The organism is Psychrobacter sp. NPDC078409 (assembly GCF_050268505.1).
In the GTDB taxonomy this organism is placed as follows: Bacteria; Pseudomonadota; Gammaproteobacteria; order Pseudomonadales; family Moraxellaceae; genus Psychrobacter.
Genome location: NZ_JBNNGW010000004.1, coordinates 173,368 through 199,267, shown reverse-complemented (window position 1 = coordinate 199,267; position 25,900 = coordinate 173,368). Strand labels below are relative to the sequence as shown.

Genomic DNA, 25,900 nt, shown 5'->3' with positions numbered 1-25,900 from the left:
CTCCTTGTAGCAATTAACCGTTACTTAGACTCGTACCAGTCGCGACGTAGTTCTTGCCAGTGCTGAGCAAGTGTACCGTCTAGTACTAGCTGCTTGGCTGCCTCGATATCTGGGGCTAGGTAACGATCTTTATCATAAAACGTCACATGCTCGCGTAGTTTCTGATGCGCCACTGTCAACGGCTCTGATGTCTCGAGTCCGCGATGGAAGTCGATGCCTTGACCAGCGGCGAGCAGCTCAATACCGATGATAGTGGCTGTGTTGTGCGCCATCTCGTATAGACGACGTGCACAATAGGTGGCCATGGATACGTGGTCTTCTTGGTTGGCAGAAGTCGGGATACTATCGACGCTGCCTGGATGGGCGATGGATTTGTTTTCTGAAGCCAGTGCAGCAGCGGTCACATGCGCAATCATAAAGCCTGAGTTGACTCCAGCGTTATCAACTAGGAATGGTGGCAGACCACCTGACAAAGTCGCATCAATCAGCAAAGCGACACGGCGCTCAGACATCGAGCCAATCTCAGCGATAGCCAATGCTAAAATATCCGCGGCAAAGGCGACAGGCTCAGCATGGAAGTTACCACCTGATATGGCGACCGGACCATCTTCGTTATTAAAGATAAGTGGGTTGTCGGTTACTGCATTTGATTCGATGAGTAGGGTTTTCCCTGCTTGGTTGATGATATCAAGGCAAGCACCCATGACCTGCGGCTGACAGCGTAGGCAGTAAGGGTCTTGTACGCGATCGTCTTGTTCGCCATCGTGCGAGGCGCGGATAGCACTGCCTTTGATCAATTGACGGTGTGCTTTGGCGATTTCAATTTGACCATGATGACCGCGTACTTCGTGAATACGAGCATCAAATGGTGAATCTGAGCCTTTGGCCGCATCAATCGACAGTGAGCCGACGATGGTTGCGGTTTCAAGCAAGTCACGCGCTAAGAAATAACCACGTAATGCTAGTGCTGTTGATACTTGTGTACCGTTGATGAGTGCAAGGCCTTCTTTGGCTGCCAATGTAATCGGCTCAAGTCCGTGCTGTGCTAGAGCATCAGCGGCAAGGACTTTTTTGCCATCGACATAGACGTGACCTTCGCCCATCATCGCAAGTGTCATGTGTGACAACGGTGCTAAGTCACCAGATGCACCAACTGAGCCTTTGGCGGGGATATTTGGTGTGATTTGATTGTTGATTAAGGCCAGTAGACTATCTACTACCTCGCGGCGGACGCCAGAAACACCTTGCGCCAAACTGGCGACTTTCATCACCATAATTAGTCGTACCACGCTGTCTGGTAACGCTTCACCAGTACCCACGGAGTGAGAAACGATTAGGTTACGCTGAAGTAGCTCAAGCTGATCATCACTGATACGTGTTTTTGCTAACAGGCCAAAACCTGTATTAATGCCATAAGCGCTTTTGTCTCGTGCAATGATGGTTCGTACATCTTCGTGCGAGGCATCTATCGCTTCATAAGCGCTCTCAGGTAATGTCAATCTAACAGGTTGCTCGTAGATATCGCGTAGTATCTTAAAGCTAAGCTGGCGAGGATGTAGGGTTAGTTGTTTGATGTTGTTCATAGGGGTCATCCTAGTGTGGTAAGTCATATAGTCATTCCACTACAAAAGTATTACAGCGTTAACCTCGCTTGAAGTATCACATATACATCTACACTCGGTTGCCTTGTACTACTTTTAAATTGAATCGACTATATGGGTTATATTATTTTTGATTCGTATCTTTATCAAAATGAAGTTGTTAAAAGGATTTTAATCAACGAAATACTTATTATTGGGTTTGAATTTTTTAGCCAATCCAATTGAGGTACATAGCCAGATGTCCGAAAGCCGCAGCCAATAAAATACTAAGTACCACGCGCTCGAACCAAATGATGACCATTTTGCCAACAGAGACTGGAATCTCGGTCGCAAGCACACACGGAATCATGGCTGAGAAGAACAGCACGCTGCTGATGGAGATGACCCCTGCGACATAGCGTGTCAGAATATCTGCCTCACTTAGTAGTAATGCTGGCAAGAACATCTCAGCCAATCCCGCTGACATTCCTTTGGCGGCGACGAGCGGTTCTGGTAAGCCGCCAAGCCATGTAAAGGGATAAAGAAGTAAGCCCAAGGCATCGAACACGGGTGTATATTTTGCTAATAGCAATCCTGTTAAGCCGACCGCGATGATAGATGGCACGATAGCGGCTGCCATTGTCAGGCCATCACGAAAGTTAGACCACAAGATTTGTTTGAGGTCAGTGGCACGGCGTGAAGTGGATAATCCCAAGTCAAACGCAGCTGCTAGCCGTGTACCACGTTTATGATCTAAAGCGGGACGTTCAACGCTATCATCAAAGAGACTAATAGGCGGAATACGAGCAGTAATCGCAGTAACAATAAAGGTAATCACTAGCGTAGACCAAAAGAACATATTCCAAAATTCCATCAGACCAAGCGTTTTGGCAACAATAACCATAAACGCCGCTGATACAGTCGAAAACCCAGTCGCAATGATAATGGCTTCACGCGCTGAATATTGCTTTTGTAAATACACGCGATTGGTGATGAGCAAACCAATAGAGTAGCTACCGACGAAGGAAGCAACGGCATCAATCGCTGATGAGCCTGGGGTTTTCCAAATAGGTTTCATGATTGGCTGCATGAGCACACCAACCATTTCTAGTAAGCCAAAACCAACCAAGAAGGCCAATATCAGTGCCCCAAGCGGTACAATCATACCAACTGGTAAGGCCAACTTTTCAAACAGAAAAGGCAGCATGTCCTTTTCCATCATAAAGGCAGGCGCTATGTCAGCCACATACATCACTGCTAGTATCAGACCCATGATTTTAAAAGCAGTCATAATCATATGGGTGATATTTTTACGCCATGAGCCATCGATAAATGGCTTACTCACGCCATAGAGCATGAGTAAAAACAATAGCGTCACGGACAAAGTATGCTGCTGAGTGACCAGATAGGTTGCGCCATGATCGAACAAAATCGTGCTTTTCTCGCCAATGGTAAATGGCACAAAAAACATCACTAAACCGATCGCACTGAATACGATCAGCTGTATTAATGCAATAGGGGTTGATAGTAGTTTTTTCGATGAGGTCGTTACATTTTCATCGTTCAGATCAGATGCTGTATTTTGTTCAATCATATTATCCTCCTTGATAAAACGCCGATAATGTCCTTATGGTAATTCATCGCTCATAAGGACAAGGGACAAACTATTTGATCATTGGCAGATTTAAACCATAATCTTTCGCTGTTTTAATCGCCAACTCATAACCTGCATCGGCATGACGCATAACCCCTGAGCCGCAATCATTGACTAATACGCGTGACAGTCTTTTGGCTGCGGCGTCCGTACCGTCTGCGACAATGACCATACCTGAGTGCTGCGAATAGCCCATGCCGACACCGCCGCCATGATGTAGTGATACCCAAGTTGCGCCGCCAGCCACGTTCAGCATACCGTTCAATAGTGCCCAGTCAGATACTGCGTCTGAGCCGTCTTTCATACTCTCTGTTTCGCGGTTTGGACTGGCGACAGAGCCCGTATCCAAATGGTCACGACCAATAACGATCGGGCCTTTTAGCTCGCCGTTTTTGACCATTTCATTAAATGCCAAACCTGCTTTATCACGCTCACCAAGACCTAGCCAGCAGATACGAGCAGGCAAGCCTTGGAACTGAATACGTTCCTTTGCCATATCTAACCAACGATGAATATGTTGGTTTTCAGGGAATAGCTCTTTAATCTTTTGATCAGTCTTATAAATATCTTCTGGATCACCTGATAACGCTACCCAGCGGAATGGGCCTTTACCTTGGCAAAATAGCGGACGAATATAAGCAGGGACAAAGCCTGGGAAGTTAAAGGCATCTTTGACGCCTTCATCAAAAGCGACCTGACGGATGTTATTACCGTAATCAGTCGCGGGAATGTCCATCGCTTGCAAGTCCAAAATTGCTTGTACATGTACTGCACAAGATTGAGCGGCTGCTTTGGTCAGTGCTGCATGTTGCTCTGGATCTTCTTGGGCGGCTTTCCATTCTTCTACTGTCCAACCGCTTGGTAGATAGCCATTAATCAAATCATGCGCTGAGGTTTGATCGGTGACCAAATCAGGCTTCATGCCACCAGCGTTAGCGCGCTTGACCATCTCAGGCAAGATATCTGCGGCATTGCCAAGTAGGGCGATAGAGACGGCTTCACCAGCGTCCGTATGTTGTTTGATTAACTCATAAGCATGGTCAAGATCATCTGCTTGCTTGTCGACATAACCAGTACGTAAGCGGAAATCGATACTAGACTGCTGACACTCGATGTTTAACGAAGTCGCCCCTGCAAAAGTTGCGGCTAGTGGCTGCGCGCCGCCCATACCGCCCAGACCGGCAGTCAAAATCCAACGACCTGCCCAGCTACCGTCATAATGCTGACGACCTGCTTCTACAAAAGTCTCATACGTACCTTGGACGATGCCTTGCGTACCGATATAAATCCAGCTACCTGCAGTCATCTGACCGTACATAAACAGGTCTTTGCGATCCAACTCGTTGAAGTGCTCCCACGTTGCCCAACGCGGTACAAGGTTTGAGTTGGCAATCAAGACACGCGGTGCGTTTTCGTGCGTTTGAAACACGCCTACTGGTTTGCCAGATTGCACTAGCAACGTCTCATCATCTTCTAACTCTTTTAGCGATTCTAGGATTTGGTCATAGCTTTCCCAGTTACGGGCTGCGCGCCCAATACCACCGTAGACAACTAGGCTTTTTGGGTTTTCTGCCACATCAGGATGCAGGTTGTTTTGCAGCATGCGATAAGGGGCTTCGGTCAGCCAGCTTTTGCAATGTAGCGTGCTACCGGTAGGCGCAGCAATATTACGGCTCTCATCGCGGCGAGTCAGCTTAGTTTCTTTGTTGGTTCCGTTGTCAGTAGTCATGGTCAAATCCTTGTGAAATCTTTTAAGTCGATTGGGCAATTAAAGTAAGTGTCTTACAGTCAGTCTAGGTGTTCATCTACTAAGTATTTATCTACTACTAAGCATTCACCTAAATTCATAGAAATATCGAATCGATAAAACAAATTTTCTAGCACCGCTGTAAAGTTGTATATACAAATTACCAAAGATACTTTTTTCATGCAAGGTTTTTTTTCGTGAGCTGATTATTTTTGTGATTAACTCAGCCGGTTTAGATAACATCGAGTGAGTTGAAAAGCGCCCTAGTTAATACTGAACGCTCAGACATTTTGACTAAGGCTTGCACGGTGGTCTCGTGATATTATGTGGTCATTCCTATTAGCAAAACTGACGGTCAAAGGCGGATATGACAAAGACGATTCCGGCGTATCAACGCATAAAAAACGCCATACTAGACAATATTCATTCTGGTAAGTGGCAAGCGGGCAACGCGATTTCGACAGAAATGGCATTGGCTGAAGAGTTTGGTGTGTCAAGGATGACAGTCAACCGTGCGCTAAAAGAGCTGAGCGAGGAGCGGGTGCTAGAGCGTCGGCAAGGGTCGGGCACGTTTGTCGCACAGCAGCAGTTCAATCATACCTTTGTTGAGGTACGCAACATCGCTGAGGATTTAAAGTCTGCCAATCGTGATTATGAGGCACAGGTCGTGAGTAAGCGTGCTATTACGGCTGATATGCTTGATAATGAATTGCGTCGTAAGTTTGGTATTGGTGAAAAGTCTGTGCCTGTTAACGCAAGCGCTCAGACAGATGCTAGTGATGAAGCTGTGCTGTATGAAGTAAAAATTATTCACTTTGCTGATGGTCAGCCCATACAGTTTGAAGAGCGTTGGGTTGATGCTAAAAAAGTGCCGAAGTTTATCGATCAGGATTTTAGTGTGGTCAATACCAGTGATTACTTGATTGCCAAAAGCCCTCTAGAGAGTGGTAGCTATACCATCCGAGCATTGGCAGCCCCTAATGAGATTGCTGAGTTTTTGCAAATTGCGCCGCAGTCACCAACGCTTGTGCTGCGTCGACAGACCTATTCGGCCGGCCAAGTCGTTACCTTTGTCAAAATGTGGCATGCGGGTGCTCGCTATCAGTTCTCAGGCGAGTTGTAGCAGATATAGTCAAGCCTATATAAATCCGATACATCGTCATCCTCGCTAAGCATACTAATGTATAACTTGCACTTGGTTTCCTTGTATCGAAATTATATTGAACTGACTATAGTTTACGTATGCTCACTGATTGTGTACGTTTTTCTATCTAAAGTGAGATACTATATCCATAAGCTGCTATTTAATAAGATAACAATTGGCGCTAATTAAACTCGTCAGAATATTTGAACAATCGTTAAAAATTAAAATATAATATAGAAACAGTATTGAAAAATAGCCCAAATAACCTCAAATCGGGCAACCAAAGCCGAATATCATAGGGGAGCTCATATTGTTCTTCTGTGTCGGCTTATCCTATTTATTAGCACCGTATATTTTATTAGCATTATGCGTTTTTACTTTATTCATTCACTCTTATAAGGACGTCTTATGAAACGTCGTACTCTCTTAGCCCTTGCCGCCAGCACTATGTTCCTTGCCGCTTGTGGTCAATCTACTACCAACGAAGCCGATACCAGTGCAACTGACAGCGCTGCAACAGGCGGTTCTGATTTGCTACAACGTATCAACAACGGCGGCACCATCAACGTCGGTACAGAGGGTACTTATCCTCCATTCACGTACCATGATGAGAGTGGCAAACTAACGGGTTATGATGTTGAAGTAACGCGTGCAGTCGCGGATAAACTAGGCGTAGACGTTGAGTTTAAAGAAACTCAATGGGATGCGATGCTGGCAGGTTTGGATTCAAAACGCTTTGATATGGTGGCTAACCAAGTCAGTTTGACCACGCCTGAGCGTAAAGCAAAGTATGATAAAGCAATGGCTTATAGCTGGTCAGGTGCGGTTGTATTGGCACCTACTGATGACAACCGTTATAGCTCATGGGAAGGTCTAAAAGGCCTACGTACGGCACAATCACTTAGCAGTAACTACGGTGAGCTTGCAGAGCGTTACGGTGCAGAGATCGTTCCTGTCGATGGTATGGCGCAAGCGATTCAATTAGTGAAGCAGGACCGTGCTGACTTTACGATGAATGACAATCTAGCGGTATTGGATTATCTAAAGAAATTCCCAGATTCTGATCTTGAAATTAAATTAACTGCCCCTGCAAGTGAACAAACTGGTTCAGGTCTAGTGCTTATCAAAGGTGATGATGAAGTCGTAGCAAAACTGGATGAAGCGATGGCTGAATTGGCGGCTGAAGGCACACTTACCAAGCTTAGCGAACAGTTCTTTGGTGCTGATATAAGTCAACAAAAATAATGTCAGTTTCTATCATGTCAGCTTCTGTAATGTCTACATCATGGTTCGCGGACTTATTGGCAGTATTGCCATTTATGAGTCCTGATCGAGCGCAGATTGTCATCTCGTCGTTTTGGCCAATGCTCAAAGGCGGTATCTATTATTCGATACCGCTAGCATTGATCTCATTTGCGATTGGTATGGCCATTGCACTGACAGTGGCATTGATTCGTATCATTCCGCGTGCCACTTGGTTCCATGAAATCATTTATCGGCTTGCTCGTGTCTATGTGTCCGCAATTCGCGGTACACCGATGTTAGTTCAGCTGTTTATTATTTTCTACGGTTTGCCAAGCGTCGGAGTGAAGCTTGATCCCTTTCCCTCAGCGATTATTGCGTTCTCACTGAACATCGGTGCGTATGCATCGGAGACAGTGCGTGCTTCGATTTTATCGATACCAAAAGGACAGTGGGAAGCAGGCTCAACGGTCGGCTTGACGTATCTACAGACGTTTCGTCATGTGATTTTACCGCAGGCGCTTAGAGTATCGGTGCCGCCGTTGTCCAATACCTTTATCAGTCTGGTAAAAGATACCTCACTTGCTTCATTGGTACTGGTCACTGAGCTATTCAAACAAGCGCAGATTATCACAGCTCGTAACTATGAGTTTATGCTGGTCTATACAGAAGCGGCGATTATCTACTGGGGTATCTGTCTGTTCTTGACCTTTATCCAAGGCAAGCTTGAAACTAGGCTAGATCGTTATGTGGCAAAATAAGCTAGTAGTAAAATAAATTATGGCTCAATAGACACGCCCTAGCACAACAGGAATTTTTATGATCAAAGTCACTAATATTCATAAAGCCTTTGGTGGCAATCAGGTGCTAAAAGGTATCGACTTGACCATCAATAAAGGCAAAGTGGTCGTAATATTAGGACCTTCAGGATCGGGTAAAACCACCTTTTTGCGTTGTTTAAATGCGCTAGAGATTCCTGATCAAGGTGTGATTGCTTTTGATGACGATAGCTTGAGCGTCGACTTTGCGACTAAGCCAAGCAAAAAAACGCTATTAGCTTTACAGCGTAAGTCAGGTATGGTGTTTCAGTCTTATAACTTGTTTCCACATAAGACAGCCATTGAAAACTTGATGCTTGGGCCTACGGTCGTACAAGGGCAGAGCAAGGCGCAAGCCCGTGAACAGGCATTGGTACTGCTAGAAAAAGTTGGACTGTCGGACAAAGCAGATCTCTATCCGTTCCAGCTATCTGGTGGTCAGCAGCAGCGTATTGGTATTGCCCGTGCGCTTGCTATTGAGCCATCGCTCTTACTGTTCGATGAGCCAACCTCTGCGCTTGATCCAGAGTTGGTACAGGATGTGCTAGAGACAATGAAGCAGCTCGCCTCTGAAGGTTGGACTATGGTTGTGGTAACTCACGAAATCAACTTTGCTCGTGACGTTGCCGATCATGTTGTACTGATCGAAGACGGTCATGTGGTCGAAGAAGGCAGTGCCAAACAGCTCTTTGAAGACTCAAAGCATCCTCGTACGCAGGCATTTTTGCAACGTATTGAGCAGTAAAAACGTTTGTTTTTAAGTAAACGATAAAACAAAAGGGCCCCAATCATGACGTCATGGTTGGGGTTTTTTTTATCGCAATAAACTGGACGTATCTCAAATGAATAGACAGTAACACTATGCCCTTTGTCGTTGTTTTAACCAGCGAGGTACGCGAGTAGCAGTACCGTTCAACACAGCATTCAACAAAGCCGCCAGTAAGATAAGTGCCACGCCTATATATTGAATCCAAGACAAAGATTGATGTAGTAATAGCATGGCAAGTGCAATCGCAGTCAATGGCTCGAAAATCGTAAATACCGATGCACGAGTGGCAGGCAGTTTTTCCAATGCCTTCATATATAGCCCAAATGGCACGACGGTTCCCAGCAGTGATAATCCCAAAACATAGCCCCAAGTCATTAAGGGCAGACTCAATAGCTGCTCATAAGTGTTATAGGTCTCAGGTAAGAGCAGTAGTACGCCAGCACTAATGATAATGGAAGTAAAAAATACCAGAGGGGCAGGGTGAGCATAATGCATTGCGCGCTTGCCCAATACACCATATAACGAATAACACATCCCTGCTGATAGACCGAGTAAAATCCCCCAGTTAACTTTTGCTTGCTCACCTAACATCGTCAAACCTACGCCAAACACAGCCATCAATGCTAGCAACACTGATTTACGAGTAATGGACTCACTCAGTAAGAATTTTGAGAACAATAAGCTAAATACGGGTGCGGTATAGAGTAAGGCAACGGCAGGGCCGGCACCAACGTAGCTTACCGCAAAAAAATAGCAGACCGACATACCAAGGACACCTATCAACGACTGCATCGCCAAACCAAGCCACTGTTTTGGCTGTAATTTGATAAGGTGTGGCCACAGTTTTGGTAGCATGGCTAAAATGATAAAGGCCGCCGTGACAATTCGTAATATGGTTACTTGCCAACCACTAAATCCAATTTGGTTTAGGTAAGTCGAGAATATACCCAACGTACCCCAGCAGATAGCAGCCGTGATGATTTGAATGGTGCCTAGCCATGATTGATGCGAATGGGTCGTCATTCCGTTGTCGATGTTTGCCATACTGTTTTCTTCTTACGATCTAAGTGACACAAGATGTTGTAAGATTGCTATTAATACAATCTCTCCAAGCAATACTGAAATAAGAAAAGACAACCTGATTAAAGGCTGTCTTTTGTTTATTCTTTTGAGTCTATCACTAAAAGATAATAAGTGGCTACTAGGTCGTGTGCTAAATTCAATTGATAGTTATCTAAATGGCTAAAAAGTGGCTAGCGTTAGCTAAATAACCTAAACAATATCGAATCATTCACTCATATCATATTCGTGTTCGCATCACTTTCTTATTTCTATAGCTCTGTTAATCAATCCATAAAAAGAATGTTTGCTCTCGGAGAGCATTTCGCTGAATAAAGCACACTTTTTCCACTTGGGTTCTTGGTAAATGATCCGTATCAGCACCGCAATTTTTTGAGCGCTGTTTTATCCACTGAGTCTGCTCTTTTTTAAGATCAGCCGGCATATCCTCACCGTACAGGCGTCTAACTTCATTTCGCGTTACTCTGTAGCTTTCATTCAATGCTTTATCAGACGTGTTATATATCTGATCAACCAAATCAGCTTGTGATGCTAATGGCAGATAAGTCTCGTTTTCTTTGTAGGTGGCACTATAGGTATCGACTGTCCATTTATTTCTTATAGATATCTCATGATTCGAGGTATCTATAAACCCGTCAAAATCTGCGCCTTCAAAGGTATAGCCCTGAAATCGACACGGGGTCACGCCATCTTTACATAAGCTATGCTTGGTTTCTGCAGAGTAGTGTTTGACAGCATAGGGCGACTTACTAGGTACTGGTGTTGTCTGCAATAGTCGTCTAAATTGGGAGCGACTAGCAGCATATTGTTGCAAGTGACGCTTCCTTCTGCACAGCTCTCATAAAGGTTGAGACGTTGGCCTTGGATGTCCATGCCCATTGTAAATTTTGCCTGTACAGGTGCTACAGCCGAACTGACAGACGTCTCTAGCGTTAAGCTCAAGAGCAACGCAGTACGTCTGAGTAAGCTGTATTTATTTAGGCTTGAGCTAAATATGGAGACAGACATATAGATTTATACTTGTAGCAAGAAATTACTCAGCAATCGCTTAGCGCCCTCAGTGGCAAATGACTCAGGGTGAAACTGTACGCCTTGGATTGGGTACTCTTTGTGCGCCAGTCCCATAATCTCATCACCAGTCAATGCTGACTCAGCAAAGCTTAATTCAGCACGGCTGTCATTAGCGACTACCGAGGTAATTGTCAGACAGCTTGGTATGGTGTCGGCTTTTACCACCAGTGAGTGATAGCGCATGATCTCAAGCTCTTGTGGTAAGCCTTGATAAATACCTGAATTATCATGGCGAATCGATGAGACCTTGCCATGCATCGGCACACTGGCGCGTACCACGTCACCGCCGAATACGTGAGCAATGCCTTGCATACCTAGGCAGACGCCCAGTAGTGGCACCGTTTTGCCCAGTGTCTCGATGACCTCGCTACAGATGCCAAAGTACGCCGGATCGTCAGGAGAGCCAGGGCCAGGTGAGATAATTATTCTATCAAGATTCATCGCTTGCACATCTGCTAAGGTAATTTCGTTATTGCGTTTAACGATGACGCTGGCTTCTTCATCACTGTCTAAGGTTTGTAAAATCTCGCCCACATACTGGTAGAGGTTAAAGGTAAATGAGTCGTAGTTATCGATAATTAAAACATTCATGGGTCATAAACTCTTCTGTAAAAATAGTGCTAGGTAAAATATGGTCAATTTATGCAATACGTTTAGCTTCAATTATGATTGCATAAAGCTGTCTAACACGACTTTCATCGCCGACAGTTTGCGCTGAATCTCTAAGTACTCATCGGCTGGGTTTGAGTCGTAAACGTTACCACCGCAAGTTTGAGCGTAGGCAGACTCGCCATTGATAAACAGACTGCGAATAGGAATGGCAAAGATACAATCACCATTGAAATTGAACGAGCCTAATGCACCACCGTAAGCACCGCGACCATCTGGCTCTAGCTCATTAATTACTTTGATGGCTTCTACTTTAGGTGCGCCTGATAGTGTCCCAGCAGGGAAGTTGCTGGCAAGAGCACTAAACATATCTTCGTTAGGATGCAAGATACCGACGATTTCAGAAGAAATATGCTGCACGTGAGAGAAGCGTTTGATATCCATCAAGCTACGTACTTTTACCGTACCAAAACGTGCCACACGGCCAATATCATTGCGATGCAAATCGACCAGCATATTGTGCTCGGCAATTTCTTTGTCATCGTTGAGCAATGCGCGGGCAAGCTTACGGTCTTCGATCACATCGGCGCCGCGCTTGGCAGTTCCTGCGAGCGGATAGGTTTCCATTTCACCCTGACGCAAGCGGAATAGCAACTCAGGAGAAGCACCAATGATGCACTGCTGGGCAAATTTCATAAAATACATGTGTGGCGATGGATTGACGGCACGCAGCTTTTCATAAATCGGCATCTTGTCACCGGCAATACGATACTTAGACTTAAAGCCTACCTCGCACTGAAAGATACGCCCAGCGATGATGTCTTCTTTGACTTGCATGACGACATTGGCATGCTCTTCTTGGCTCATACCATCACCTAAAAACTCAACTTTAGGCGCTTCATAACTAGGCGTTGGCTCATCGAGTAGGGCTTTGATTTGCTCGATGCGGTTTTCTTGTTGAGCGGTTGGGTAATAAAAGTAGAAGATTTCCCCAGTCATCTTATCTAGGGTCAATCCATCTAAATACACGCCAAACTTAAATGGTTCAAAGTCTTCACTGGCTTTTGCATTGAGGCTAGGTTCAAAGAAGTTCACGCAGTCATAACCCAAATACCCGACCAGACCACCGCTTTGATCACGAGCAATAACATGTTGCGGTGTTATATCACGCAGTAGCTGATAAGGGTTGTCGGTTTGATAGCAACTTGTCTCAGCAGTTTTATTATCGGTAATCGCAAGCGTGTTGCGATCTAATGCGGCGATAGTCGTCACAGGGTCAAAGCCGATCGCATGATGGCGCGAGATATGGCTGTCTTCACCTAGTGATTCGAGCAAATAGCAGGTATCAAACGCACTTTCGATACGTTTGAATAATGCAAAAAAATCGATATCTTGCGTCAGTTTGATACGTTGTGGTTTGCTCGGGATATCGATAGGAGCAGGTTTGGTCTGTGTGCGAGTACTAGAGGTCATAACAAAGTCCGAAATGGTTCAAATATGTGTTGATTGATAAGTGTCGATTAATAAGTATAAGTTTCGTCAGTAAAAAGCTAGATAGTATCGTCGTTAGAGGCTAAGAGTGATCTCTATGAGTGGCCAGTAACGCGCTGACATCATGGCTGTGCATGGCTCTAGCGCCGCGAGAGACAGTCGCGATACCAACGCCTAGTTGCTCAGAGATGTCACGCTGCGTGATACCTCGATCAAGCAAGTCAAAGATACGAATACGATTGGCAATGTCGTGCTGCTCTTTATCCGTCAGCAGGGCACTGAGTAGCTTTTCAACCTCTGTGCTATCAGTACAGTTTGCCAGATGACTCAGTAAGCTGTGATAAGGGTCGGTACTCATAATTTATCGTCTTATAATCAGTCGTCTTAATCAAAAATAGTCAGAATAGCCATGATATTTTTGGCTTGTATCAGCATTCTAGTACAGTAGTACAAGAAATACAAGTGATGAGCTAAGTTAATAGCAGGCTGCTATAGAAGTGATGATTTTAAGCCTTGCTGATACAGATTCAACTCGTGGCCAGCGGCATATTCGATAGCATATTTATAGTTAGTACTAAGCGTTGCTGCGTTCACTTGGCGTACTAAGCACTAGAATTGAGAATGTATGATATTAATTATTGCCAAATTGTTAATACTTAGTTATTATGCCTCTCATTATTTAAACGCTAATTATTATCATTAACATTAATCATGTTATTCGCACGATGAGTTAAGTGTTTTAAGGTATTTAATCTTCTGGTGGGCACTATTTTAAAGGTTGTTTGACGATAGCCTTTAAAAATAATTCTAAAAATTCTAATTTCTGACAGTAAACAAAGTGAGTAAATGTGTTATGCGCGAAGTAAAGTTATCTAGTCAATTGACAGTATTGTCTATCGGTGTCGCCGCTGTATTGTGGACGCAAGCTGCCAATGCTGCAACGGCAGCAGATATGCCAAACACGACATTACAGACTATCACTGTAACAGCAAATAGCTCAGTACGTGACGCTGTACAAGAAGACTCTGTCTATATAGATGACTACACCCCAGCTGCACAAGCCAGCCATTTGAGCGATTTTCTGGACGTTGTACCAGGGGTGAGCGTGGGCGGTACCTCATCGGTCAACCAACGTATTCGTGTACGTGGTCTTGATGATACCAACCTAAAAGTCACGATTGATGGCGCACGTCAAGAAGGCGCGTTGTTCTACCATATGGGTGATGTCACTATTGATCCAGATCTGCTAAAACAAGCAGAAGTATCAGTGGGCAATAACTCAGTGACGCTAGGTAATGATGCCATCGGCGGTGCGGTTGCTTTTGAGACGGTCGACGCGGCAGATTTACTCAAGCCAGGTCAAAAAGTAGGTGCTAAGCTGCATACAGGTTATGCTAGCAACAATGATGAACTGCTAACTTCAGCTACTGTATATGGTGCGCCAACAGAAAATGTTGATTTACTGGCTTATTATGGTAAACGCAATGCGGACGCTGGTGAAGACGGTAAAGGCCGTAAAATCCAAACGGAAGATAGCGAAGGCGAAAACATCCTATTAAAAGCTGGTGCTTATGTCGGTAGTGATCATCATGTAGGCGCTAGCTTTAGCCGTACCGAAAACAAAGGCAAGTTCCCATTACGCCCAGATTTTCCTGCTGGTGGCTGGAACCCAATCATCCCGCAGGAAGTCAAACGCGATACCTATGCGCTTGACTATGCTTACAACCCTGCCAACCAATTGGTTAATGTAGATGCTAATGTATATCAGACTAGCACGCAGATTTTGCGTAACTCTGATGGCGAACCTGGGTTTGAGTTTGATGCAGAAGTCCAAACCACAGGCGCAAAAGTACAAAACACTAGTATCATCGATAGCAGTATTATTAACGGTGTGCCAGGGGTTCATAAGTTAATCGCTGGGGTTGAGCATTACAAAAAAGAATCTGAGATGACACGCGACTTTGGTAATGCGAGCACCGATGAAGCAACCAATACGTCTGTATATCTAGAAGACCAATGGCAAATGGGTAAGCTTAGCTTAACGCCAGGCGTCCGTTATGACCGTTATGAGTCTCCAGAGTATGTATCGGCTGGCAAGACTTACGACAATGTCGTTGGCGCATTAGCTGCTAGCTATGAGATTGCACCGCGCACCCAGCTATTTGCAAGCTATACGCAGTTATTTAATGGTCCAGATCTTAGCCAAACGATTTTTAACACTGATGGCGCTGATACGTATGTGAACAACGACCTAAAAGCAGAAGAAGGTGACAATGCAGAAGTCGGTATTGCTACAACGCTGCGTGGTCTGACTATGGCTGATGACTCTTTAAAACTAAGTGCTAAATACTTTGAAACCAATATCGAAAACTATATTGAGTTTGTACGTGCAGGTGGTAGTAGAACTGGCATGAATTGCACAACTGGACAACTAGGTACAAGTGCTGCCCCTGAAGCCTGCCAAGGTGTCATTAATAATGACGAAGATTTCAAAATCAAAGGTGTAGAGCTATCAGCCGACTATCGCGCAGATAACTTCAACATGGGTCTAAGCTATGCTCGTGCGCGTAGCAAAGGCGAAGATACGGGTTACAATATCTCTTCTGTCAGTGGTAGTGGCTCTGAGTCTGGCGATAAGTACATGGTCAACCTAGGTTACGCTCCAACCAATACTACTGAGCTTGGCTGGCGCAGTACTTATGTCGCCGATGTGACACCGAATACCGCTGATGATGACAACGAAAAACCAGGCTATGACGTACACGATATCTTTATGACTTACACGCCAACTCAAATTGAAGGTCTAAAGGCCACACTAGGTGTATACAATATTTTTGATGAGACTTATGCAAGCCATGCATCGCGTAACTCTATAGATGATGACTATACTGATTTTGAAATGGGACGTAATATCAAAACGTCTTTAACGTATCAGTTCTAATCTAGCTTATCGAATTTAAGTCTAATCGTACTGATAAAGTCAGCTGTCTTATACGGGAGCTGGCTTTTTTTACGAGATTTTGAGAGTACGATTTATCTAAGAGTAGATGTCAAGTTGCTTGTTCGGTAGAAGGTGAGGCTACCGTATAAATAGCATATGAGTTAAATCTTATGCGAGCAATACGTCAATACTCTAAACAACAGCGAGATATCTCCCAAATTATCAGGAAATAATTGTGAGTGAATACGGGCATAGAGTAAGTAAACGTCGAAATTCTGAAGCTGACGCATAATGTTTCTAACTGGCCGAATTATCATATTGGATATATCGACAAGATTTGACAGTGTAGTGCTTATACAATTGAAACTATTAGGCATTTCTATAGATATATTGAGCATTAATTAAACCGTTAAATGAACCACATATAAGAATGCAAACATTAATGATAATAATTATCATTAATGTTTGCATTCTTATATGTATCTTGCTAAAGTGTGTTTCGTTCATTACAGGACAGTTAATGGCCCTTTGCTCTATTCTATTTATAGAGACTTTTTTACGCTAAATATTTAATTCGTTGGCTAATGATAGTTACAGCGTCATCAAACTTTTAACCCTACTTAGTAGATACCCTTATTCGTTTACTCTCAATAACTAAGCATCTTGGCAATATTTTAGTCATGTTTTTATAACACATATATTTACGGACACGTCTATCCGACAATCGTATGTCAATTTTAGACGTTTATTTATGTGTACTTGCACCGAGAATGCATCCGAAGCATTGCATAAAAAGTGGCTAAAACCATTCACTGACGATGAGATAAACAGGTATTAACGAAATTGTGCGCTTCAAGGAATATTACTTATGTCAAACCAATCAGGATGCTCTGATTTCTCAGTCATCACTTCTCCAAAAAAACTTCAACGCGTCGTGACTGGTAAGCTTTTACTAAGTATCGCTGTGACTTCTATTCTTAGTAGTACAGCTGTTGCTGCAGAGAGTGATGACAATATTATACAGGGAGTAAGTGGGCAAGAAGCTGTGCCTACAGCTACATTGGATACAATTGTGGTGCGGGCAGCAAGGGACGAGCTAGAACAAGCGGCAGGGCTGTCTGTTATTAGTGAAGAAGCCATCGAAAAAGCATCAGTTTCTAATGATATCTCGGAAATTGTACGTAAGATGCCAGGTGTGAATTTGTCGGGTTCATCAACGTCAGGTCAGCGTGGTAACCAACGTCAAATTGATTTGCGCGGTATGGGGCCAAACAATACACTTATCTTAATCGACGGTCGTCCTGTCACTTCTCGCAATTCCTCACGACCTAGTCGTGGGAGTGAGCAAGACACGCGTGGTGACTCGCAGTGGGTACCACCAGGCGCTATCGAAAGCATCGAAGTATTGCGTGGTCCAGCAGCTGCCCGTTATGGCTCTGGTAGTATGGGCGGCGTGGTAAATATCATTACTAAGAGCCCGACTGAGCCAGAGTTTTCTATCAGTGGTCACTATGAGGCACCAGAGAGCGATTTAGAAGGCAGTAGCTGGCGTACCAATATCAATATGGCAGGTGCCTTGACAGATAAGCTGTCCTCGCGTACCACTCTTGGTTATCACGATAGTGAAGGCGATGATCCTTATATCAATGCCAAAGATGCACAGATTGTTGATGGGCGCAGTGGTCCGGCTGCCTCGGTAGCGGCAGGTACTGAAGGTGTCGAAAATATCGATGTACGTCAATTGTTCGAATACGCGATGGATGCGATAAATACTATCGGTTTTGAAGTGAACTATAGCCGTCAAGAAAATCGCTGGGCGGGTGACTCGTTGTTCCAATCAGTGAATGAAACGTTGATAGACGAATTAGACGGCGAAACAACGAGCAAAATGCAACGCTATGGCGCGGCGATCACGCACCGCGGTGAGTACGATGACGCTAGTAGTAACAGTTTTGTAGAGTATACTCGGACAATTAATGAGCGCTTGGGTGAAGGTAGTGCAGGTGGTGGCGAAGGACAGATTGTCCTACCTGAGGACGGTGAGGATTTTGAATGGACAGAGGCGACTTACGATACGCTGAATGCTAAATCAGAATGGGATATTTACTTTGATCGTCATACCTTGACTGCTGGTGCAGAGTTTCGCGGCGAAAAGCTAGATAACCCGGTGGTATCTGATTTGTCGTTTGCAGAGGGTTTTGATTTTGGTGATGTAGAAACCGATCCTGAACAGCGTGATCCAACCTCGGATGCCTACCTGATCGGTGCTTATTTAGAAGATAATTACGAGATCACACCTGACTGGTATGTGACTCCAGGTCTACGCTTCGACTATCATAGCGAGGCTGGTAGTAATTGGTCGCCTAGTATCAATACTACTTGGCACTTTAGTCCTGATTGGTCAGTGAAAGGCGGCGTCAGTCGTGCGTTTAAAGCCCCTTCATTATATCAGCTTGATCCAAACTATATTTACTATACTGGTGGCAATGGTTGTCCATCTTGGGTACCTGCTGATGAAAGAGGTTGCCATGTATTAGGGAACCCTGACCTAGAAAATGAGACATCTTGGAATAAAGAGATCACCTTTACTTATGATGATGGCACTGGACTGAATGCAGGCTTGACTTATTACCACAATGCCTATGATAACCGCATTGGCGCTGGTACAGATCGTGTGGCGGTAGATACAGCGACAAATCGTTCTATCTTTCAATGGGACAATCAAGGTGAAGCAATTGTCGAAGGTTTAGAAGGTTTTGTACAAGTACCAGTCACTGACAATGTTTCATGGTCTACCAATATCACCAGTAACATCCGCTCAGAGCGAAAAGACAATGGCGAGCCATTATCACTCATTCCTAAGTTCACTGTGAACACGGGTGTGGATTGGGATATTACGCCTCGCTGGAATGCCGACTTTGATGTGAGCTACTACGGCACGATTGAAGCCCCTACGATTTCAGTTACGACTGGAGAAGATAGTGGTGACCCGTTGCTTGATCGCGAACCGTATGCCATTGCCAACGTGAGCACTCGCTATGATCTGACAAAAGCAATTACTGTTGGAGCTGGTATCAAAAACTTATTTGATGAGGGTGTTTATCGTGAGGGTACCGCTACGAACGCCGGTGCACGTACGTTCAATGAACCTGGTCGTACTTATGTGTTCGACGTTAGCGTTGATTTTTAGGAGGTAGACACAGAGTTTGTTAAGTTAGAAAAAGGTCTGAGCTATTTGCTTAGACCTTTTGTGTTGTTAGGGCAGGTTCTCATTTTCAAAATAAGCCCATGCCCCCGTCAATATTTTTAATAATTCAATAACTTACTATCACAATATAACAGCAGATTTATTTATGTCATTTAATTTTCGCTATAGCTGTCTTTGGATTCACCGTTATACTGGGCTTGCCATGGCAGCTTTTTTAATTATCACTGGTATTACTGGCACGTTATTGGCATTTCATGACGAGCTAGACGATATCTTCAACCATAAACTGGCTCAGGTTGAGAAACAAAACGCATCACATCTGCCTATTGCCGAGCTTCATGACAAGGTCATCAGTGCGTATCCTCAATATAAATTTTCTAGCATGCCAACCTCGATAGCAGCAGAGAGGTCAGCCGTATTTTCGGTAGATAGAGCACGAGGAAAAGCCGCCCAAAACCAACCAAAAGCACAGTTTCAACAGGTTTATGTCCACCCTTATACTGGCGATATCATTGGTACTCGTGATAGAGATGAGTGGGCATGGCACAACACCATGTGGAAAGTGTTTTGGTTACATCGCGATCTATTACTGGGTGACATTGGAAAATTGCTACTAGGGATTGTCGCGCTCGTGTGGACGATTAATTGCTTTATTGGTTTTTACTTAACGTTTCCTAGAGCGATCAAGAAAAAAGCACAGAACCAAACCTCGCCTAAAAAACGTGCCTCCTTTTTAAAACGTTGGTTACCAGCGTGGAAAATTCGTACCAAAAGTAATATGTTCAAATTGAATTATGATCTACACCATGCCTTTGGGTTATGGCTTTGGGGGATTTTATTTGTCATCGCGTGGTCGAGTGTTGGTTTTAACCTAAGAGAGGTCTATCAACCTGTGATGCACGCTGTCGTAGGACTTGAGGGAAGAGGTGAAAGACAGGAGAACTCAAGAAAACCATCAGAAAAAGCAGAGCAGGCGTCTGGTGCAGAAACAGCGACTAGGGTTAAGGCTGTAAACAATGAGGTTGTCGATGTCGAGTCTGTTGATGTGGTCAACAAAGCCAATAGCATTGCTTATTTAAGTGAGCAGGCAAAAACCGCTGCCCAAAGCAAGGGTATGCTAGTACGAGAGTTTTTAGGCATACGTTGGATTGAGGATGAGGGTCAATGGCAGCTGCGCTTTAAGACAGATAAGGACATTGGTAAGAAAGGCGGTGCATCATCCATCACGGTCAATGCAAAAACGGGTAGCGTTGAACAGGTGGACTTTGGCTACCAAAACTCATCATTTGGTAGCAAAACCAACAATTGGTTGTTGACCCTACATATGGGTCATATTAGCCATGGCATTGGCCACTTACTGTATCAAATATTTTTAGCACTGGTAGGTTTGGCTGTGACAGTGTTGTCAGTTACTGGCGTCTATCTGTGGTGGAAAGGGCGTCAAAGTCGATTGAAGGCGTTGCAAAAGGGTAGGTAATATTGCCAGATTTCTAGGGTATATTTTTATTTAGATAGCTATCTGTTGAATCAAAGGTATGCCCTAGTTATAAATTTAATTGCAAGAATATTGTGTATGCTATCGAGACAGTAAAAATGAAGAAAGCAAACGTTTCACCTATCATGACCCATCTATGCCAACTATTATTTTCATCATAGTTCTTTGTGTAATCTACTGAAGAGATATCTTGAGTAAAATCCATAGGAATAACCACTAATCTTAGACCATATAAGGTCATTCCTAACCAAAAAAAGGTATTTGATATCTCCTTATTTAGAGCATAATAAATAAACAGGCAAAGGCTAATCACTAAAATTAATAGAGATAGGTTCTTGTAGTTTATCCATCGATTATTTAATAGCGCTCTATGCATCTATAACTTCTTTTATTATTTGCGAAGTTCTTTATTTAAACCGTATCAACAATCACTGGACGACCCTGATGACTTAGGACAGTGACATCGACGTTATATAAATCTTTCATCGTCTCTTTAGTAATAACGTCAGCAGGGCGACCAACAGCCGTCACTTCTCCTGCTTTCATCGTAACCACAGTATCTGCAAACTGTGCCGCTTGGTTGATATCATGCAGGACAATCACCACGGTTTTTTGCTGATTGTGGCTAAGCTGACGTAGCTCACGCATCAGCCGACCAGCATGATACATGTCTAGGTTATTTAGTGGCTCATCGAGCAATAGATAGGGCGTATCTTGGCAGACAATCATGGCGATCAGCACGCGCTGACGCTGTCCACCGGATAGCGTTGACAAGAAACGCTCGGCAAGTGGCTCAAGCTCAAAGCGTTCAAGGATTTCTTGCACTTTTTGCTGATCGTCTGCGGTTGGTTGCCCTTGATGATAAGGATAACGACCAAACATCAGTAGCTCATGTACGCGTAGGCGTCCTTGCACATGATTGTCTTGCCCAAGCATCGCGACCGTCTTGGCCAGTGTCCGCGCCTGACAGCTGACAATATCACGCTCTTCATTATCTACAGCGAAGCTCACCTGCCCAGATTGTAGCGGCTGCAAACGGGCCATGACAGAAAACAACGTAGACTTCCCAGCGCCGTTAGGCCCAATTAAAGCAATCACCTGCGCCGTTGGTAGGAACAACGTAATATCATGCAAGATTTGTTGTTTGCCAATATGATGAGAGATATTATTCAGTTTAATCATAGTCAGTCTTATTTAAAAAAGTCTTAGGTTTTTCTTGATGAACAGCATTGGCTAAACAAACAATGTCAGCTAAGTAGTTATAACGAACGACGCTGGGACATAAATATCAATGCTAAGAACATCAATCCGCCCGCTAGCTCTATCACGACGGACAATACGCCTGCCATATCTAGCACTTGCTCAAAGATAGTCTGACCCAGTATTAAGCAAATCATAGCGACCAAGCTGACCAATATCAGCCGCTCGGTGTGATACATATGTCGCGCGATACGATTGGTCAATGCGCAAACCAATAGACCAAAGAAAGTCACTGGACCGACCAATGCAGTGGCCGTAGCGACCAGTACAGCGATGACAGTTAATAGACCAAATGCCAGACGCTGATAGTTGATACCAAGGTTGACGGCCTGTGCTTGTCCGAGCATCAACACATCGCACTGGTAACGCCAGCGCCACACAAACACCGCAGTGATGACACAGATAAATAAGCTGATACCTAGTAGCTGAGGATTGACCGTATTGAACTGCGCGTAGCTAGCAGATTGTACGACCACAAAATCATCAGGGTTAATTAGTCGTGCAATGAGTGCTGATAAGCTGCGGAACAACACCCCAAAGATAACACCCACCAATATTAGCCGCGTCAGATCCTGACTGCTTTTAGAAAATAATAGCTTAAACAATAATAAGGATGCCCCAAACATAAGGACAATCTCTAGCGTGAATTTGGCAATAGGATCGAGACTGGTAAAGCTAATCGCACCTAAAAAGAAAACCAGTAAGCTCTGCAACAGAACATAGAGTGAATCAAATCCGAGTAGGGAGGGCGTTAGAATTGGATTGTGAGTCAACGTCTGAAACAGTAACGTCGACACGCCAATCGCATAGCCAACCACCATTAGTGCCAGCAGTTTCTTGCCGCGTAATGGTAGTGCAAAGTCCCAATAGCCATTGACATTGAGTGTCATAAACAAGGTCATCGAGATAAGTAGAATAATAGCTGCTATAGATTTTGGATGCGCAGCTATAAATGTCCAAAGCTTTACCAACTGACTTTGTGCAGCGGCTGAATACTGACCATCTGCTGAAGATGAGTTATCTATCGCTGTGCTGGTTTTGGTAGCATCAGTTTCGGTGGAAGTAAGCTTAGTTGATGAGAACATACAAAAATCCTATGGTGCCAAGCTTATCTAATAAGGCAAAAAATGAACGACGGTAAGTGAGTGCTGCAAATTAATACACAGTTAGTAAACATAGTGCTACTGCTCAGCTGGTGCACGTAATAACAGCCATAAAAATAGCACTGTACCAACCACACCAAAAATAGTGGCGACCGGCACTTCAAATGGATAGCGAATAGAGCGCCCGATAATATCGCATAGCAACACCGCTGAAGCACCAAGTAGGGCAACTGCTGGCAAGCTACGACGTAACTTATCTCCCATTAGGCGGCTCACAATGTTTGGCACGACCAGCCCAATAAAAGGAATCATGCCTACTGTCACGACCACGACAGCGCTCATCATGGCTACCATGCCCACGCCAATCCAAGTGACCTGACGCTTACTAATGCCTAAGTTCAAAGCGATATTGTCACCCAAACCGACGATGGTCAGCTTGTCAGCAATAATATAGGCCAGCACACACAGTCCACCCGTGAGCCACAGCAGCTCATAGCGCCCTGCCAATACGCCTGAAAAATCACCAAACTGCCAAACACTGAGCATCTGTAGCGATTCGGTTTGATAGGCGATAAAGGTAGTGACTGCTTCAATAATGCCACCGAAGACAATGCCAATCAGTGGAATCATCAAAAAATCAGTAGGCGGAATGCGGTGAATCAGTAGCATAAATAGCATCATGCCAAAAATGGCAGTGATGGTTGCCACACCCATTTTTACAATGAGCGCACTGGCAGGGAACAGTAAACTGACCACCAGCAAACCAAGTGCAGCGCTCTGAGTCGCACCGACCATAGACGGCTCTACAAAGCGATTTTTTAGCACTACTTGGATAATCATCCCAGCCACTGCCATTGCAATACCAGTCAAGATAATGGCGATGGTACGCGGTATGCGGCTAACCAATAGCAATGAGCTATCGGAGTTGGCACTCTGATTCAGAAGACTCTGCAAGATACCTGACCACGAAAAGTCAGCCACGCCAATGGATAAGCTCAATAACACCAAAAGCCCCATAAGAATGAGGCTTGCTGTATTGATGAACCACGGTGGTACGACAGTACGTCGATGTAACGCATTGCCAGTACCGCTCTGCCAGCTTGACGCTGATGGAGCAGTACTGGAGTTGAGCCTAGCATGAGTACGGTGTGAAAATAACGACATAATCTCTACTGGCTTAAAAATGAGCAGGGTTAACGGTAATAATTACCTACTTGAGCAATAATCGTTTTTATAAGCAACGACGTTATTTAGCGTTAGTAAAAGCATCTTTGATCGTCGTTAGATCCTGCATCCACTGGTAGTAGCCGCCAAATGCTAAGTAAGAATCTGGGCTCAAATAAACCACTTGCTGCTTACTCCATGCGTTGCTTTGAGCAACCAATGGATTGTCTAATACGGCTTTGGCACCAATACCGTCTTCACCAATTGCAGCACTACGGTCAATGACAAATAACCAATCTGGATTGGCTTTTTGGATATATTCAAACGATATCGGCTGACCATGAGGCGCATCGGCAATTTTGTCATCTGCCATTGGCACACCTAACACAGTGTGGATAAAGCCATAGCGAGACTTGTCACCATAGGCTGACATTTTGTTGCCATTGACCATGACGACTAGACCAGTACCTTTATTTTCTTTCGTTAGACTTTTGGTCTCAGTGATAAGTCCATCGATGTTCTGCTGTAGCTTAGCAGCTTGATCGCTTTTACCAAACAATGCACCTAGATCATGCAGGCGCTGCTTGCTTGACTCATAGATATTGGCTGTATCAATACTCATGTCTAACGTTGGGGCGATACTTGATAGCTCGTCGTATTTTTCTGCCATGCGTGAACCGACCAAAATAGCTTGCGGCTGCATTGCATTCAACGCTTCAAGATCTGGCTCAAACACAGTACCTACCGATTTTGGATCAGGCTGTGTTTCTGAGTGTAGATTCTTTAGTAGTAAACCACCAGGCATACCATCGACTGCTACATCTAGCGCCGCCAAATCTTGCATCAACGTCATGTCATAAACGACAAGTGGCGATGGGTTCATGGCCAGCTCAACATCACCTTTTACGGTATTGACCATTATTTTCTCAGCAGATACAGCGTCGTTATTAGCAACGTTCTGTGATTCATCAGCCGTTGGGTTTTCAGTTTTGGCGTCTGCTGGCTCAGAGTCATTGGATTCAGACGAGCTACATCCTGCCACTACGGTAGCTAACAACGCTGTCATGGCGGCAGTCAGTAATGGACGTTTGAAAAAAGAGGCGGTAGGTCTGCTAGATAATAAAGGTGTCGGCATAATGAACTCGGTCTATCAAAAAATGTTTAAGCAATTGTCTAAAATAATTGCAAATGAATGACGCTAAAAATATTAAGTCTGAACGATGCTTGAGATAAAAAGCATAAAATAAATAGTCTACTTAGTACCACTCACTAATTTTTTATACGAATAGTTTTTATAAAAATAGTATGAGTTGACAGGACAGACGTTATAATAAAGTAGTTGAGACTCATTATCAATATAAATGATAATGGTTTTTATTAACAGTACTTGCTATATTAAACGCAACGTATCATTTGATAAAAAGATAAGTTTCATAGTAGTGAGGTATAAAGGTAGGCAACGTTCATGAAAATGAGTGTTGCGATAGGTAAAACTATTAAGCAATATTACGTGTCAGAGATGTA

Annotated in this window: 20 protein-coding genes; 8 read left to right on the top strand and 12 right to left on the bottom strand. The window is 44.2% G+C overall.

Annotated features, from left to right (window positions below; all coding sequences use genetic code 11):
- Positions 1-20: 20 nt before the first annotated feature.
- The 3 genes from hutH to hutU all read right to left on the bottom strand — a co-directional run bounded on the left by hutH (position 21) and on the right by hutU (position 4,963).
- The gene (gene hutH / locus ACQKC9_RS09600; RefSeq protein WP_427621594.1) at positions 21-1,583 is read right to left on the bottom strand and encodes a histidine ammonia-lyase; all 1,563 of its coding nucleotides are present in this window, start codon (positions 1,581-1,583) and stop codon (positions 21-23) included.
- Between the two features lie 226 nt (positions 1,584-1,809).
- Positions 1,810-3,174, bottom strand: coding sequence for a YjiH family protein (locus ACQKC9_RS09595; RefSeq protein WP_427621593.1), 1,365 nt, complete (start codon positions 3,172-3,174; stop codon positions 1,810-1,812).
- Positions 3,175-3,244: 70 nt separating this feature from the next.
- The gene (gene hutU / locus ACQKC9_RS09590; protein WP_427621592.1) at positions 3,245-4,963 is read right to left on the bottom strand and encodes a urocanate hydratase; all 1,719 of its coding nucleotides are present in this window, start codon (positions 4,961-4,963) and stop codon (positions 3,245-3,247) included.
- A 385-nt stretch (positions 4,964-5,348) separates the two neighbouring features.
- Between hutU and ACQKC9_RS09585 the strand changes: the two genes are divergently transcribed.
- The 4 genes from ACQKC9_RS09585 to ACQKC9_RS09570 all read left to right on the top strand — a co-directional run bounded on the left by ACQKC9_RS09585 (position 5,349) and on the right by ACQKC9_RS09570 (position 8,930).
- The gene (locus ACQKC9_RS09585; protein WP_427621590.1) at positions 5,349-6,104 is read left to right on the top strand and encodes a UTRA domain-containing protein; all 756 of its coding nucleotides are present in this window, start codon (positions 5,349-5,351) and stop codon (positions 6,102-6,104) included.
- A 429-nt stretch (positions 6,105-6,533) separates the two neighbouring features.
- Entirely contained in the window at positions 6,534-7,370 is an 837-nt protein-coding gene (locus ACQKC9_RS09580) for an amino acid ABC transporter substrate-binding protein (RefSeq protein WP_296208476.1), read from the top strand.
- Positions 7,371-7,384: 14 nt separating this feature from the next.
- Positions 7,385-8,128, top strand: a complete 744-nt coding sequence (locus ACQKC9_RS09575) for an amino acid ABC transporter permease (protein ID WP_057762590.1) — start codon at positions 7,385-7,387, stop codon at positions 8,126-8,128.
- 58 nt (positions 8,129-8,186) lie between these two features.
- Positions 8,187-8,930 (top strand): amino acid ABC transporter ATP-binding protein, encoded by a 744-nt coding sequence (locus ACQKC9_RS09570; protein WP_057761251.1) that lies wholly within the window; start codon positions 8,187-8,189, stop codon positions 8,928-8,930.
- A gap of 114 nt (positions 8,931-9,044) precedes the next feature.
- Here the strand turns inward: ACQKC9_RS09570 and ACQKC9_RS09565 are convergent, their stop codons facing one another.
- Positions 9,045-9,998: a DMT family transporter gene (locus ACQKC9_RS09565; protein WP_427621588.1), complete on the bottom strand. Its 954-nt coding sequence runs from the start codon at positions 9,996-9,998 to the stop codon at positions 9,045-9,047.
- A gap of 298 nt (positions 9,999-10,296) precedes the next feature.
- The gene (locus ACQKC9_RS09560; protein ID WP_427621587.1) at positions 10,297-10,848 is read right to left on the bottom strand and encodes a lysozyme inhibitor LprI family protein; all 552 of its coding nucleotides are present in this window, start codon (positions 10,846-10,848) and stop codon (positions 10,297-10,299) included.
- Positions 10,849-10,905: 57 nt separating this feature from the next.
- Here ACQKC9_RS09560 and ACQKC9_RS09555 point away from each other — a divergent pair, with 57 nt between their 5' ends.
- Entirely contained in the window at positions 10,906-11,046 is a 141-nt protein-coding gene (locus tag ACQKC9_RS09555; protein ID WP_427621586.1) for a hypothetical protein, read from the top strand.
- A 2-nt stretch (positions 11,047-11,048) separates the two neighbouring features.
- Here ACQKC9_RS09555 and ACQKC9_RS09550 read toward each other — a convergent pair whose 3' ends face one another.
- The 3 genes from ACQKC9_RS09550 to ACQKC9_RS09540 form a co-directional block, all read right to left on the bottom strand.
- Complete coding sequence (locus ACQKC9_RS09550) at positions 11,049-11,696, bottom strand: anthranilate synthase component II (RefSeq protein WP_427621584.1); 648 nt, start codon at positions 11,694-11,696, stop codon at positions 11,049-11,051.
- Positions 11,697-11,768: 72 nt separating this feature from the next.
- Positions 11,769-13,187 carry an anthranilate synthase component I family protein gene (locus ACQKC9_RS09545; RefSeq protein WP_427621583.1) on the bottom strand — a complete coding sequence of 473 codons (1,419 nt, stop codon included), beginning with the start codon at positions 13,185-13,187 and terminating at the stop codon, positions 11,769-11,771.
- 100 nt (positions 13,188-13,287) lie between these two features.
- A complete protein-coding gene (locus tag ACQKC9_RS09540; protein ID WP_427621582.1) occupies positions 13,288-13,563 on the bottom strand; it encodes a Trp family transcriptional regulator in 276 nt (91 codons plus the stop codon).
- 495 nt (positions 13,564-14,058) lie between these two features.
- Between ACQKC9_RS09540 and ACQKC9_RS09535 the strand changes: the two genes are divergently transcribed.
- From ACQKC9_RS09535 to ACQKC9_RS09525, 3 genes are all read left to right on the top strand, one after another.
- Positions 14,059-16,146: a TonB-dependent receptor domain-containing protein gene (locus ACQKC9_RS09535; protein ID WP_427621580.1), complete on the top strand. Its 2,088-nt coding sequence runs from the start codon at positions 14,059-14,061 to the stop codon at positions 16,144-16,146.
- An 868-nt stretch (positions 16,147-17,014) separates the two neighbouring features.
- Positions 17,015-19,336: a FepA family TonB-dependent siderophore receptor gene (locus tag ACQKC9_RS09530; protein WP_427621578.1), complete on the top strand. Its 2,322-nt coding sequence runs from the start codon at positions 17,015-17,017 to the stop codon at positions 19,334-19,336.
- Positions 19,337-19,556: 220 nt separating this feature from the next.
- Positions 19,557-20,831 carry a PepSY-associated TM helix domain-containing protein gene (locus ACQKC9_RS09525; RefSeq protein ID WP_427621577.1) on the top strand — a complete coding sequence of 425 codons (1,275 nt, stop codon included), beginning with the start codon at positions 19,557-19,559 and terminating at the stop codon, positions 20,829-20,831.
- A gap of 429 nt (positions 20,832-21,260) precedes the next feature.
- On the opposite strand, the gene ACQKC9_RS09520 is transcribed toward ACQKC9_RS09525, so the two are convergent.
- The 4 genes from ACQKC9_RS09520 to ACQKC9_RS09505 form a co-directional block, all read right to left on the bottom strand.
- Positions 21,261-22,031 carry an ABC transporter ATP-binding protein gene (locus ACQKC9_RS09520; RefSeq protein WP_427621576.1) on the bottom strand — a complete coding sequence of 257 codons (771 nt, stop codon included), beginning with the start codon at positions 22,029-22,031 and terminating at the stop codon, positions 21,261-21,263.
- Between the two features lie 77 nt (positions 22,032-22,108).
- The gene (locus tag ACQKC9_RS09515; RefSeq protein WP_427621575.1) at positions 22,109-23,194 is read right to left on the bottom strand and encodes an iron chelate uptake ABC transporter family permease subunit; all 1,086 of its coding nucleotides are present in this window, start codon (positions 23,192-23,194) and stop codon (positions 22,109-22,111) included.
- A gap of 96 nt (positions 23,195-23,290) precedes the next feature.
- Positions 23,291-24,376: an ABC transporter permease gene (locus tag ACQKC9_RS09510; RefSeq protein ID WP_427621574.1), complete on the bottom strand. Its 1,086-nt coding sequence runs from the start codon at positions 24,374-24,376 to the stop codon at positions 23,291-23,293.
- 82 nt (positions 24,377-24,458) lie between these two features.
- Entirely contained in the window at positions 24,459-25,511 is a 1,053-nt protein-coding gene (locus ACQKC9_RS09505) for a siderophore ABC transporter substrate-binding protein (RefSeq protein ID WP_427621573.1), read from the bottom strand.
- Positions 25,512-25,900: the final 389 nt, after the last annotated feature.

Excerpts from the sequence above, each read along its gene's own strand:
- ACQKC9_RS09555 (WP_427621586.1), top strand. The coding sequence starts at position 10,906 with ATGCCCATTGTAAATTTTGCCTGTACAGGTGCTACAGCCGAACTGACA.
- ACQKC9_RS09510 (WP_427621574.1), bottom strand. The coding sequence starts at position 24,376 with ATGTCGTTATTTTCACACCGTACTCATGCTAGGCTCAACTCCAGTACT.
- ACQKC9_RS09575 (WP_057762590.1), top strand. The coding sequence starts at position 7,385 with ATGTCAGCTTCTGTAATGTCTACATCATGGTTCGCGGACTTATTGGCA.
- ACQKC9_RS09565 (WP_427621588.1), bottom strand. The coding sequence starts at position 9,998 with ATGGCAAACATCGACAACGGAATGACGACCCATTCGCATCAATCATGG.
- hutH (WP_427621594.1), bottom strand. The coding sequence starts at position 1,583 with ATGAACAACATCAAACAACTAACCCTACATCCTCGCCAGCTTAGCTTT.
- ACQKC9_RS09540 (WP_427621582.1), bottom strand. The coding sequence starts at position 13,563 with ATGAGTACCGACCCTTATCACAGCTTACTGAGTCATCTGGCAAACTGT.
- ACQKC9_RS09585 (WP_427621590.1), top strand. The coding sequence starts at position 5,349 with ATGACAAAGACGATTCCGGCGTATCAACGCATAAAAAACGCCATACTA.
- ACQKC9_RS09515 (WP_427621575.1), bottom strand. The coding sequence starts at position 23,194 with ATGTTCTCATCAACTAAGCTTACTTCCACCGAAACTGATGCTACCAAA.
- ACQKC9_RS09505 (WP_427621573.1), bottom strand. The coding sequence starts at position 25,511 with ATGCCGACACCTTTATTATCTAGCAGACCTACCGCCTCTTTTTTCAAA.
- ACQKC9_RS09570 (WP_057761251.1), top strand. The coding sequence starts at position 8,187 with ATGATCAAAGTCACTAATATTCATAAAGCCTTTGGTGGCAATCAGGTG.
- ACQKC9_RS09525 (WP_427621577.1), top strand. The coding sequence starts at position 19,557 with ATGGCAGCTTTTTTAATTATCACTGGTATTACTGGCACGTTATTGGCA.
- ACQKC9_RS09580 (WP_296208476.1), top strand. The coding sequence starts at position 6,534 with ATGAAACGTCGTACTCTCTTAGCCCTTGCCGCCAGCACTATGTTCCTT.
- ACQKC9_RS09520 (WP_427621576.1), bottom strand. The coding sequence starts at position 22,031 with ATGATTAAACTGAATAATATCTCTCATCATATTGGCAAACAACAAATC.
- ACQKC9_RS09550 (WP_427621584.1), bottom strand. The coding sequence starts at position 11,696 with ATGAATGTTTTAATTATCGATAACTACGACTCATTTACCTTTAACCTC.
- ACQKC9_RS09535 (WP_427621580.1), top strand. The coding sequence starts at position 14,059 with ATGCGCGAAGTAAAGTTATCTAGTCAATTGACAGTATTGTCTATCGGT.
- ACQKC9_RS09595 (WP_427621593.1), bottom strand. The coding sequence starts at position 3,174 with ATGATTGAACAAAATACAGCATCTGATCTGAACGATGAAAATGTAACG.
- ACQKC9_RS09545 (WP_427621583.1), bottom strand. The coding sequence starts at position 13,187 with ATGACCTCTAGTACTCGCACACAGACCAAACCTGCTCCTATCGATATC.
- ACQKC9_RS09530 (WP_427621578.1), top strand. The coding sequence starts at position 17,015 with ATGTCAAACCAATCAGGATGCTCTGATTTCTCAGTCATCACTTCTCCA.
- hutU (WP_427621592.1), bottom strand. The coding sequence starts at position 4,963 with ATGACTACTGACAACGGAACCAACAAAGAAACTAAGCTGACTCGCCGC.